Annotated in this window: 9 protein-coding genes; 5 read left to right on the top strand and 4 right to left on the bottom strand. The window is 43.8% G+C overall.

Features of this window, described 5'->3' with window-relative positions; all coding sequences use genetic code 11:
* Window positions 1-79 precede the first annotated feature (79 nt).
* The 3 genes from AB4407_RS12575 (at window position 80) to xni (ending at window position 4,215) form a co-directional block, all read left to right on the top strand.
* Complete coding sequence (locus AB4407_RS12575) at window positions 80-1,645, top strand: diguanylate cyclase domain-containing protein (protein WP_372120781.1); 1,566 nt, start codon at window positions 80-82, stop codon at window positions 1,643-1,645.
* Between the two features lie 287 nt (window positions 1,646-1,932).
* The gene (ppnN, locus tag AB4407_RS12570) at window positions 1,933-3,300 is read left to right on the top strand and encodes a nucleotide 5'-monophosphate nucleosidase PpnN (protein ID WP_372120780.1); all 1,368 of its coding nucleotides are present in this window, start codon (window positions 1,933-1,935) and stop codon (window positions 3,298-3,300) included.
* 141 nt (window positions 3,301-3,441) lie between these two features.
* Window positions 3,442-4,215, top strand: coding sequence for a flap endonuclease Xni (gene xni / locus AB4407_RS12565; protein ID WP_372120779.1), 774 nt, complete (start codon window positions 3,442-3,444; stop codon window positions 4,213-4,215).
* 149 nt (window positions 4,216-4,364) lie between these two features.
* On the opposite strand, the gene AB4407_RS12560 is transcribed toward xni, so the two are convergent.
* The 3 genes from AB4407_RS12560 to AB4407_RS12550 form a co-directional block, all read right to left on the bottom strand.
* Window positions 4,365-5,726, bottom strand: coding sequence for a sodium-dependent transporter (locus AB4407_RS12560; protein ID WP_372120778.1), 1,362 nt, complete (start codon window positions 5,724-5,726; stop codon window positions 4,365-4,367).
* 288 nt (window positions 5,727-6,014) lie between these two features.
* The gene (locus tag AB4407_RS12555; RefSeq protein ID WP_372120852.1) at window positions 6,015-6,809 is read right to left on the bottom strand and encodes a YggN family protein; all 795 of its coding nucleotides are present in this window, start codon (window positions 6,807-6,809) and stop codon (window positions 6,015-6,017) included.
* Window positions 6,810-6,915: 106 nt separating this feature from the next.
* The gene (locus tag AB4407_RS12550) at window positions 6,916-7,389 is read right to left on the bottom strand and encodes a GreA/GreB family elongation factor (RefSeq protein WP_372120777.1); all 474 of its coding nucleotides are present in this window, start codon (window positions 7,387-7,389) and stop codon (window positions 6,916-6,918) included.
* Between the two features lie 145 nt (window positions 7,390-7,534).
* Here AB4407_RS12550 and AB4407_RS12545 point away from each other — a divergent pair, with 145 nt between their 5' ends.
* Window positions 7,535-9,469 (top strand): ATP-dependent DNA helicase RecQ, encoded by a 1,935-nt coding sequence (locus tag AB4407_RS12545; protein ID WP_372120776.1) that lies wholly within the window; start codon window positions 7,535-7,537, stop codon window positions 9,467-9,469.
* A gap of 109 nt (window positions 9,470-9,578) precedes the next feature.
* On the opposite strand, the gene dinB is transcribed toward AB4407_RS12545, so the two are convergent.
* Window positions 9,579-10,655: a DNA polymerase IV gene (gene dinB / locus AB4407_RS12540; RefSeq protein WP_372120775.1), complete on the bottom strand. Its 1,077-nt coding sequence runs from the start codon at window positions 10,653-10,655 to the stop codon at window positions 9,579-9,581.
* A 163-nt stretch (window positions 10,656-10,818) separates the two neighbouring features.
* On the opposite strand from dinB, the gene AB4407_RS12535 reads away from it, so the two are divergent.
* Window positions 10,819-12,054: a response regulator gene (locus tag AB4407_RS12535; protein ID WP_372120774.1), complete on the top strand. Its 1,236-nt coding sequence runs from the start codon at window positions 10,819-10,821 to the stop codon at window positions 12,052-12,054.
* The last annotated feature ends 53 nt before the right edge of the window (window positions 12,055-12,107 follow it).

Genomic DNA, 12,107 nt, shown 5'->3' with positions numbered 1-12,107 from the left:
TTAGTTTTGTTATTATCAAGGTCACGGAATTTCATCTATACGATCGAGTACGATCTACGCGGCGCTAATTAATACACCTATGGGCATTCTTGAAAAAGACATTCAGGCGCAACTCCACCAGCTGAAATATCAGTTGGATCAAGTCCGCTTGACGCAAAGAGATGCCTCGTTCAAATTTATTCGAGAACAAAAAGTTCTCAAGCGTATCGTTACGTCTTTAAGTGATGCATGTGTTGGCAGCAACACTCATTTAGATGAAAACCTCATTGCCCTTAGGGAAGAGCTCGAAAAGCAAAAAGACATTAGCTCAATGATCCCCAAGTTGGCAGTATTAGAAAGGATGCTCAAGCAAAAAACGTTGGCTATGGATAAACAGAACGGATATCTGGATGATAGTATTAAGCACAGTGGGGAAACGCTGCAGCGTATAACTGGCCTTCCGGCACAGCTAAAGCGCGATCTAAGAAACTTACTTAGCTTCTCCGAGTGTCATGGCAGTCAAAAAGTCGATCATGCGATGAAGCTTCTCAGCATTTATGAGCGTGCCATTAAGATTATGGCAAACAACTCACGCACTCATTTTGCCGACGTAGATCAATCAACTGAACAAGAACTCCTTTCCGAACTATCAAACGAATTACAACATCTGATCACTGAACTCGACTTCGAGGGTGAATCGGGGGATCTACTGACCGATATTAGAGCGAAGCTACTACTTGGTGTTTCAACACAAAACCTACTTGAGCTAGCACTTCAGATCCTCAAACTGGTGATTGATGGCACGAGCCTAGAGCGTAAGCAGTCTGAACAATTTATCGAACAACTCAACTCCTCGCTCGCTTCTAGTATCAAAACAGCAGACCAAAATGCCGATCAGAGCCAAAGCTACTTTGAGCACCGCCAAGGCCTTAACTCTGAGTTGAATGAACTTGTTACTAAGAGCCAAAGCTCTGTTGATAAAGCAACGGACATCGATAACTTAAAGCTTTCGATAAACCCGCTGCTCAGTGAAATTGCCTCTCTTTCAGAAAGACTGAATCACGCAGAACAGAAAGAACAAGCTCTAATAGAGAGAATGAACTACGGAAAAAACCAGTTAGATTCTCTCTATGAAGTCACCCAAGATTACCGTAAGCGCTTAGAAGATCAGGCTCAGCGTATGCTGCTTGACCCTCTGACTAAGATCTACAACCGTACCGCCTTCACCGATCGTTTAGAGCTAGAATATCGTCGCTGGATTCGCGCACAACACTCACTAAGAGTCGTGCTGCTAGATATCGATAACTTCAAAGCAATTAATGATAGCTTTGGTTATACCGCTGGTGACAAGGCACTCAAGATCATCGCAAGAGCCATCACCAAAGAAATTGGCACTACTGATACTGTCGCTCGCTTTTCTGGTGAAGAGTTCATCTTGCTCATCCCCGAGCAAAGCGATGAATATTGTCATCAGGTAACTCAAAGCATCCAGAATCAAGTAAGCCGTTTACCTTTTAAATTCCGTGACCAACAAATCACAATTACCTTGTGCGCGGCAAGTACTCAGTTTAAAGAGTCAGACACACCTGAAGAAGTATTAGAACGACTCAATAAAACACTAAACAAAGCCAAACAACGCGGTAACAACCAACTTGTTTGGGACTAAGACCGCCCTAAATTCAATTTATTTCATTTTTTCAAATACTTATCACATACCATATCCCTCAATGTTTGCTAAGCTAATGATTAACATTCGCTTAACAAGCATTCTTGGCAAGTAATGCTGTATTTAAATCTCAGAGCAATGCTATAAAAGCCATTAAGCAACACTGTCGTAACCGTTTCGTCTGGTTAATTATCTCGCCTTTAACCAAACACTTTCAACGTTTGCTTCTCACTCTCGAGCCAGAGGGTCACTTCAACGTCCCCTGCTCTTTTCAACAAGGAGGCATTATGATCACTCATATCAGCCCTGCCGGTAGCATGGATTTACTCTCTCAACTTGAAGTTGAGCGTCTTAAGAAAACCGCATCTAGTGATCTGTACCAACTGTATCGTAACTGTACGTTGGCGGTACTAAACTCAGGTAGCCACACCGACAATTCCAAAGAGCTACTCGATAAATATCAATCGTTTGATGTTGAGGTCGTCCGTCGTGAGCGCGGGATCAAACTCGAATTGAGCAATCCACCAGAGCATGCCTTTGTCGACGGTGAAATCATCAAGGGTATTCAAGAGCACCTATTTTCAGTGCTGCGTGACATTGTCTACGTCAACATGCACCTTGCAGACAACCAAAGACTCAACCTGACCAATGCCACTCATATTACCAACCTTGTATTTGGTATTTTGAGAAATGCAGGTGCACTTACGCCCGGCATCGAACCTAACCTGATCGTGTGTTGGGGCGGTCACTCAATTAATGCAACTGAATACCAATACACTCGCGAAGTGGGTAATGAACTTGGTCTACGTGAACTCAACATCTGTACTGGCTGTGGCCCGGGAGCAATGGAAGGCCCGATGAAAGGCGCGGCAATTGGTCACGCCAAGCAGCGTTATACCGATCATCGTTACCTAGGGCTTACTGAGCCCTCAATCATTGCGGCTGAGCCACCAAACCCGATCGTCAACGAACTGGTGATCATGCCAGATATCGAAAAGCGTCTTGAGGCATTCGTTCGTATGGCGCATGGCATCATAATTTTCCCTGGAGGCCCAGGTACAGCTGAAGAGCTGCTGTATATATTAGGGATCATGATGCACCCAAATAACGTCGACCAGCCAATGCCGATAGTGTTGACAGGTTCAAAAGAGAGTGAAGCTTACTTCCGTTCTATCGATAAATTCATCGGCGAAACCTTGGGGCCTGATGCGCAAAAACACTATGAGATCGTGATTGATGATCCAGCACGCGCTGCGAAAATCATGAAGCAAGCAATGCCAGGTGTACGCTCTCACCGTAAAGAGACTGGCGATGCCTACAGCTACAACTGGTCACTGCATATTGAACCTGAGTTCCAACTGCCATTCGACCCGACACATGAATCTATGGCGGCGCTCGACCTGCACATGGACCAAAAAACAGAGAGCCTAGCCGCTAATCTGCGTAAAGCGTTCTCAGGCATTGTTGCCGGTAACGTCAAAGCCGAAGGTATTCTAGAGATAGAGAAACACGGCCCGTTCCTGATTGATGGCGACAAAGAGCTGATGACCAAAATGGACCAACTGCTGAATGACTTTGTTGAACAACATCGAATGAAGCTGCCGGGCGGCACTGACTACATTCCTTGCTATAAAATTATGCCTAATAGCGAATAACGACAAGTAACTGATAACAAGCCACAAGCATAAAGTTAAACAAGTCATGACGTTTACGTCGCCAAAGTTTCAACTCACCAAGTGATACGTTACTATAAGGGGCTAGCAGCCCCTTTTTTATTGCCTATTTAGTGAAAACTTATGTCTATCCATCTTGTTATTATCGATGCCTTGAACCTCATCCGACGCGTGCACTCCGTTCAGCCGGATCCAAACGATATTGCAAGAACCATCACCACGACAGCTCGCACTCTTAATCGCATCTTAAACGAATCTAAGCCCACTCATATCATTGCGGTATTTGATCATCATTTACAAGATCGAGGTTGGCGTGCGGAAGTCCTTCCCGCTTATAAGCAAAACCGTAAGCCGATGCCAGAACCATTAATGAAAGGTCTCGATGTGATTCAACAAGCTTGGTGGGAATTAGGTATTGATTCACTGCTCTCTGACGGCGATGAAGCGGATGATCTCGTCGCAACATTGGCAAAGAAAGTCGCTGACCACGGAGAAACCGTCACTATCATTTCCACGGATAAGGGCTACTGCCAACTGTTGTCACCAACGCTACAAATCCGTGATTACTTCCAACATCGCTGGTTAGACAAACCCTTTATCGAAGCTGAATTTGGTGTAAAGCCTGAACAGCTAGCAGATTACTGGGGATTAACAGGCGTCAGCTCAAGCCAAGTCCCCGGTATTCCAGGTATAGGGCCAAAAGCAGCCAAAGAGATATTAACGACGTACCCTGATATCGAAGCTGCATTCCAAGCGGAAGACTTACCGAAAAAATATCGTAAGAAATTCGACGAACATATCGAATCGGCTCGCGTATGTAAGCTCGTTTCTGCGCTCAAAACCGACATTGATCTTGGATTTAATCTGCAAGATATTCGGTATGAAGTCACTTCTTAAACGAAATTGGATTGGTCTTAATCGAGCGGGGTTATCTAGAATAAGAAACTGAAGAACTCAATAGTTCATGAGTAAAACATAAAAAACAAAACCACTCATTGAGAGTGGCCTTGAACTGAAATCTAATGCTCTAAACGCTAAATGTTCTACTATCCAAATGAAGCCCAGATAACCGTTGCAACTAGGATTGGGCATACGAACTTCACATACATTGGCCAAACCTTACCAAACCAACCAAGTTGAAAATCAGGACAACCTTGCTCAAGCTCTTTCACTTTTGAAGCTCGACTCCACACCCAGCCACCAAATACACAGAACATCAGTGCTGCGACTGGTTGAAGGTACTGAGTTGCTATCATCGCAACCATGCCAAACATAGCAGCAAAGTTGTAAACAATCACCACACTGAACAACGCGATAACACCACCAATCACCCAACTAGTTGGCGTTCGTCTAGTATTGAAACGCTCACTCACTAGCGCTACCGGACCTTCTAGCATTGAGATAGAAGAAGTCAGTGCGGCAATCGTTAGCAACAAGAAGAAAACAATCGAAAAGATCTGACCAAGCACACCTAAGCTATCAAACATCAAAGGCAAAACCGTAAATACTAGGGTATCAGAGCTCAGTAATGAGCCATCTTCAGCATAGATTTGAACACCTTTTTGCATCGCAACAAACATCGCAGGCATCACGACTAAACCCGCAATAAAAGCAACCGCGGTATCAACTAAGGTAACGTTCATTGCCATTTTTGGCAGGTTCTCTTTCTTACTTAAGTAAGAGCCATAAACCAACATTGAACAGCCACCAATAGTGAGCGAGAAGAAGCCCTGTCCCATTGCCGCCAGAATCAGTTTTCTATCCCACACTTTCTCAAAGTCTGGAACAAGGTAATTTTTTAGGCCTTCCATCGCGCCAGATTGCGTCATGATGTAAACAAACAATAAGCCAAATAACACAAATAGCGCAGGCATCAAACGGGTCGACCATTTCTCGATCCCCTGCTTAACACCGCCCTGAACAATCAAGATAGTCAGTACATAGAATGCGACGGTACCAAAAACATTGCGCTCAACACTGAAGCCTTTAAACCAATCAGCAGCAGCCTCTAGACCAATCAGGTCAGCGACAGCACCAATTAGGAAGCAGATCAACCAACCACCGACAATGCTATAAAACGCTAGCACTGCACTTGGAACACTCAACCCAATCCAACCGACAAATTCACCGACTTTCTTGCCTAACGGGTTTGTAGTCAAAGAACGCATGCTATCGACAGGATTTGCTTGGCCATGTCGACCAATAGCCATCTCAACCACCAGCATCGGGAAAGCAACCACGAAAATCATAATTAGGTAAACAAGCAGAAAAGCACCACCGCCGTTACTGGCGACTTGGGTTGGGAAACCCCAAATATTACCTAAGCCAACAGCTGCACCCGCCGCTGCTAAAATAAAACCCAAACGAGAGCTAAAGTGCTCTCTTGAAGAGGAAGATTGTTGGTCCATATTGCCCGCATTAAAAATCAGTGAACTAGTTTAAAAGTACAGTAATCAAAAGCAATGATAGGCACAACTAATAAATGAGCGATCTTCTAGTTTTTACAACAAATACGCTATTTAGAACCATTAAATTAACAAATAACTGGTCTTATCGTTTACCGAAAAGCAGTAAAGCAAGGTTCAGGACTAGAGAAACAATGGATTGAATTGAGATGATTACTCGTCATATTGTTCAATTTATACGAACAAAAAGAGCACCAAATGGTGCTCTTGTGACTTATAGTTAGATTCAAATTAGATCGTGAAGACTTGATAGTCTTTTAGGTTCGGAATGATTTCATGCAGCTGTTGCTCTTGTTCTGCCATCTCATCAAGAGAATCACAGAACTCATTCGCTTCCTCTTGCACTTGTTGAGAGTGTTCTTTCATGCGCTCTTCAATTTTAAGCTTTAATGCAGCCATGCTGTCAGCCAATTCAGTAAGATTTAAGCCACCATCTTGTTTCATTTTTTCTGACATCGCATTAAAAGCGCTAGAGATAAATTCTTGGTTAAAGATCTCCTTAGCCTTCTCGAAATCTTCAGACCAACCATTGGCCATCGAATCAAAACTGTCTGCTGGTAACACTAACTCTCCATCTTTGTAGTAACGAGCTTCCAGTTCATCAAAGTAGGTTTTCATTGACTCTTTTACATTATCAAATGATTCCGGTGAATCTAGGCTAGCGGCAATGTCATCAATAACGTCATTCGCTAACGCTAAGCCATCGTTAGCCATTTGCTTTGCGCGTGGTAAGTACTCACTCATGTTTTCGCGGTATTTCTCAATCGCCGCTTGTTGGTCGGCATCAAGCTCAACTTTCTCACCATGAATATATAAGTCGTTGTTACCATCAAAAACGGCAGTATCACCATTCACTTGATGGATTTCGACTTTTTGGTCATCGATTCGTAATTCATTCTTCAAATCAACTCGACACTGAGCAGCAGACGCTGGCAGACTAATAATAGCGACAGCCGCTGTTAACGATGCGATTAATACACTATTTTTCATAAACACACTGTTTTTCATAAATACACCGTGTTTCATAAATACATTGTTCTTCATAACATCCTCTCATTAATCTGACCAATTACTATACCTTGAGTTTATGCTTCTTTGTCAGAGAAACGTTTTATATATATCCGTTACTCAGTTAGTCGACAGATATGACTTCATAGCAGAACTGTTTATCCGCGACCTTAAACTCAACCTCATCGCCAACGTTTTTTCCCATTAGAGCCTGACCAAAAGGTGCATTTTCCGTCACGATAGCAACTTCATTGTTATTCCACGTGACAGACAGTCCCCCGACTCTCGGCCCCATAAAAAAGTGTTTGTATTGATCATGCTCGTCTATGACCACAACATAGCTACTCACCGTAATCTTCTCACTATCACGCAGCACTAAGTTACGATAAAACTGAATGTCATCTTCACACTCTTGCACTCTTACAGCTTGACCGTGGGCAAGATACGAGGCTTCTAGCGCCAATGTATCGTACTTATGCTCAGGCACTGTCTCTTCATCGGTCGCCGCATCAATAGCGCGTTGAGTAGCAGATTGTGCAATACGTAATCGGGATTCAAGTTGCTCTATGATTATTTGGCGAAGCTCAGACTTATTCATACTATTGGGGTGCTTTTCTATAGGAGCTACAGAATAGAATTAGGTACAATCAGGTGCAAGACATTTGATTTATCAAGCGACGCAATCATCAATAAGCGCCCGATTGAACATCAATACGACACTTAATAACTCAGGTAGAACATAAATGATTGAGCAGAAGCTAAAACAAGTATTCGGATTCGACTCACTGCGTCATGGGCAAAAGCAAGTCATTGATAATGTTCTATCTGGTCACTCGACTGCCGCCATATTCCCAACAGGCTCAGGCAAGTCGCTTTGCTATCAATTGCCAGCATTAGAGTTGCCGCACTTAACTTTGGTTATTTCTCCACTGTTAGCCTTAATGAAAGACCAGTTGAGCTTCTTACACAGTAAAGGGGTCAGCGCCGCTGCGATAGAATCTAGCCAAGACAGACAGACCACTCAACAGGTGATGCAGTCTGTGCGTAACGGAGACACCAAGATTCTGATGATCTCCGTCGAGCGTTTGAAGAACGAACGCTTTCGCCAGTTTATCTCCCAAGTGCCTATCTCGCTACTTGTGGTCGATGAGGCGCACTGTATTTCAGAGTGGGGACACAACTTTAGACCCGATTATCTCAAGCTGCCTCAATACCAAAAACAGTTGAATATCCCACAGGTATTGCTACTCACAGCAACCGCAACAACCTCAGTTATCCAAGACATGAAGTCTAAGTTTGATATTGATGAGAAACGCGTTGTTGTTACGGGTTTCTATCGTCAAAATCTCGATCTCTCGATTCAGCCTTGTGAACAAGCTAGTAAGCTAGAGACTTTGTGCTCTGTCGCTAATCAAGCGCCTCAAGCTCCAACCATCGTTTATGTCACCCTTCAGCAAACAGCAGAGATGGTGGCGCAACAACTACGCAATGCTGGAATCAACGCAGTCGCTTACCATGCGGGGCTTAAACCAGAAAATAGAGATGCTATTCAACATCAATTCATGAATGATGACGTGCATTGTATTGTGGCGACCATTGCTTTCGGGATGGGCGTCGACAAGTCCAACATTCGCCGTGTGATTCACTTCGACTTACCAAAATCGATAGAGAACTACTCGCAAGAGATCGGCAGAGCAGGCCGAGATGGTCAACCTTCAACATGTATTCTTCTCGCCAATAAGTATGGCCTCAGTACGCTAGAGAACTTCGTATTTGGTGATACGCCGGACAACATCTCCATCCAAGCTGTCTTGAAAGAGATCTACGAAAACCAAAACATTGGAGCTTCTGGTGCAAACCAATGGGAGATCATGCTTAATCAGCTATCGCGTGAGTCCAACATTCGTCAGCTGCCGCTTAAAACACTGCTAGTTTACCTGGAAATTGAAGGCGTGATTGAGCCTAAATACAGCTACTTTGCTGACTACAAATTTAAATTCATACGTACTAAGCAGCAGATCACCGAGCAATTCCAAGGCGAACGTCGTAACTTTGTTGAAGCTATCTTTCAATGCTCACCACAAGCGAGAGTCTGGTGCCAAGTCGACTTCGAGGCGCTCTGGACACACTTCCAAGCGGATCGTCAGCGTGTGATTGCGGCTATCGATTACTTCAATGAACAAGGCTGGATTGAGTTGGAAAGTAAGCAGATCACGGATGTTTACGCGATCCACAACACCTCTGAAGACATGATGCAGTTATCGGAACGTCTAACTGAATTGTTTAAGGCAAAAGAGAACAGTGAGATAAATCGCCTTAATCAAATGCTGAGCTTCTTTGAGGCAGGCACCTGCCTAAGCTCACGCCTAGCGAGTTACTTTGCCGATGATAAGGCACCAACAAACTGTGGTCATTGCTCTGTATGCCGTGGTGAAGTGGCAATATTACCAACCGTCGATGTTGAATCCGTTGACGACGAGACAGTAATAACATGGATTCATGAATTTGTATCTAAGAGTCAACAATTGATCACCGACGAAGCCATTACGCGTTTTCTATGCGGAATCGCCACACCGCTTTCAACCAAGCTTAAAGCCAGCAAAATGGTTGGATACGGGAAGCTAGAGCAACAACCATTCAGTGATACCTTAGCGCGAGTTAAACAACTTCCTAGATAAGGCATCTCACGTATTGATATAGAAACTGGCTAGGCTATGAAGTCTAGTCGGTATTCAAACACCAGTACTTCCAGCAACACCTCTAAATCTAAACTCTTAGCGCCTTTCCCTAAAAGAAGCTCAGCTGACGCATCTGGTCTTTGGGTTGTAGCATGACACTTAAACCAAGCAGGCGTATTTCTCGCCCTTGCTGCCTTTTTAGTATTTCGCTCAACAGCTCTTTGAAGTGTTCGCGATCAAGAGAGGCGTGTATGTGCTCAATAGTGGTTTGCTGGAAATCGGCGAACTTGAGCTTAATGCCCTGCTTGATGATCGCTTTACTTGGGCTAGCTTTCTCTAGACGTGTTTCAAGCTCAGGAAAAAGCTTGTCTTCTATTACCTGCCAACATTCTGCGTAAGTAGAAATATTCTGAGTAAAAGTTCGCTCCACGCCTACCGATTTTCGTTCACGCTCAATAATAACTTCTCGATCATCAATACCATGGCTGCGCTTCCACAGTGATGCGCCTTGACGGCCAAACCGGAGCAAGAGATCTCGATAGTCAGACTCCTTAATGTCCTTACAAGTAAAGAAGCCCGCTTGATGCAACTTCTCAATACTGACCTTGCCAACACCAGGAATCTTTTCGAGTGGCAATTTATCTATCACAGTTTGAACGTCTTGTGGAGGGATAACAAACTGACCATTGGGCTTGTTCAGATCTGAAGCCACTTTCGCCAAAAATTTAATCGGCGCAATACCAGCAGAAGCGGTCAGGTTAAGTTCATTCCAGATATCGCGACGAATTGATTCGGCAATAAGTGTTGCCGATCCATGACACTGTTTTGAATCGGTCACATCTAGGAACGCTTCATCCAAAGAAAGCGGCTCAATCACTGAGGTATATCGAGAAAAGATTTCGCGGATCTTCTTCGATATCTCGACATAGACTGACATTCTTCCCGGCACAACCAACAGATTGGGACAAAGCTGCAGCGCCTTTCCCGTCGGCATTGCAGAACGAATACCAAACTTGCGAGCTTCGTAATTACAGGTACTCAAAACGCCACGCTGCTTTTCATGCCCCCCTACTGCAAGTGGTCGATTTCGGTAAGCAGGGTTATCTCTCATTTCAACAGCTGCGTAAAAACAGTCCATATCAACGTGGATTATCTTTCTTACTTTCTCTTCACCCGCACTACACATCTAGGAATAATCCAACCTTACAACTGTATTTATAAACAGTATAATCAATTATTCTCAGATTTAAAATGATCTGGAGCCCAGCTAAATAGCTTTAACTTCATTAGCCACTTACTATTCTGATAGTATTGTTAGAGAGTATTTAACCTATAAGTAGGGATAACTTTTGAGTGATAAAATACTAGTAGTCGAAGATAGTCGTGCATTCAGAAACTACCTGTACCAGCAATTGACAAACGACGGCTATGAAGTTGCACTGGCTGAATCAGTGGCTGAAGCTAAAGCTATCTTAGAGCAAGAGACGGATTTCTTGTGTGCAGTGCTCGATTACTGCTTACCTGATGGTCAAGATGGCGAGATCATTGATTTGGTACTCGGCTATCAACAAAAAATCATAGTCCTAACCGGCATGTTCAACAACACACTTCGAGAACAAGTACTCGCGAAGGGTGTGATTGATTACATCCTCAAAGACAGCATGTCATCAGTCAGTTATTTGCTTCCTCTGGTTAATCGAATCTCAAATAACCGACACCATAAAGCCTTGGTTGTTGATGATTCTGCTGTAGTTCGTCGATATGTAGTGCAACTTCTTGAGCACCAATATATTCAAACGATTCAAGCGGAAGATGGCGAACAAGCACTAGAGCTTCTCCAAAACGACCCCGACATCACTTTCGTCGTTACCGATCATGACATGCCAAACAAAGATGGCATTTCGATGACCCGCGATATCCGAGTCCATCAAGATCGCAATCAGCTCGCTATTCTTGGCCTATCCGGTAGTGATGACCGAACCATGACAGCTCGCTTCCTTAAAGCGGGCGCCAACGATTTCCTATATAAGCCTTTCAACCAAGAAGAATTTTTCTGTCGTATTCATCAACTACTCGATATGAAAGAGGCCACCAATGAACTGTTTCGTCATGCCAATGAGGATGCTCTGACCGGACTTTGGAACCGTCGTTATCTATTCAATCAAACATGTAAAGGCTGCGAACATCGTAGTATCGCCATGATGGATATCGATTTCTTTAAAAAAGTGAACGATACCTACGGTCATGATGGTGGTGATGCGGTACTCATTGAAGTCGGAAAGATCATCAAAAATCATTTTAAAGATGATCTCGCCGTTCGTTTCGGCGGTGAAGAGTTCTGCATTCAATCATGCAGACCATTTGAAGAATTTGTCGACACGTTAGAATCGATGAGGGTTGCGATACAAAACCAAGAGGTTATCCATGACTCGCAACGGATTAAAGTCAGCATGAGTATCGGAGCAACCGACTTAGTTGGCAGTTTAGATGAGCAAATAAAAGCCGCGGATGAACTGCTTTATACTGCAAAAGAACAAGGCAGGAACCAACTGGTCTTTGCGCGCAACAACATGCAAATCGACTAGTAGAAATTCGTTTTTTTCCGTTTTTAATACCAAGATAAACAGCGAAACCTTAA

It is taken from the genome of Vibrio sp. 10N.261.46.E11 (genome assembly GCF_041472735.1).
Lineage (GTDB): Bacteria > Pseudomonadota > Gammaproteobacteria > Enterobacterales > Vibrionaceae > Vibrio.
Note: the sequence above shows the minus strand (reverse complement) of the source record. Positions and strands in the feature narration are given on the sequence as shown.

Bases quoted from the DNA above. Each gene is read 5' to 3' on its own strand.
- AB4407_RS12575 (WP_372120781.1), top strand. From the start codon at position 80: ATGGGCATTCTTGAAAAAGACATTCAGGCGCAACTCCACCAGCTGAAA.
- ppnN (WP_372120780.1), top strand. From the start codon at position 1,933: ATGATCACTCATATCAGCCCTGCCGGTAGCATGGATTTACTCTCTCAA.
- xni (WP_372120779.1), top strand. From the start codon at position 3,442: ATGTCTATCCATCTTGTTATTATCGATGCCTTGAACCTCATCCGACGC.
- AB4407_RS12560 (WP_372120778.1), bottom strand. From the start codon at position 5,726: ATGGACCAACAATCTTCCTCTTCAAGAGAGCACTTTAGCTCTCGTTTG.
- AB4407_RS12555 (WP_372120852.1), bottom strand. From the start codon at position 6,809: ATGAAACACGGTGTATTTATGAAAAACAGTGTGTTTATGAAAAATAGT.
- AB4407_RS12550 (WP_372120777.1), bottom strand. From the start codon at position 7,389: ATGAATAAGTCTGAGCTTCGCCAAATAATCATAGAGCAACTTGAATCC.
- AB4407_RS12545 (WP_372120776.1), top strand. From the start codon at position 7,535: ATGATTGAGCAGAAGCTAAAACAAGTATTCGGATTCGACTCACTGCGT.
- dinB (WP_372120775.1), bottom strand. From the start codon at position 10,655: ATGTGTAGTGCGGGTGAAGAGAAAGTAAGAAAGATAATCCACGTTGAT.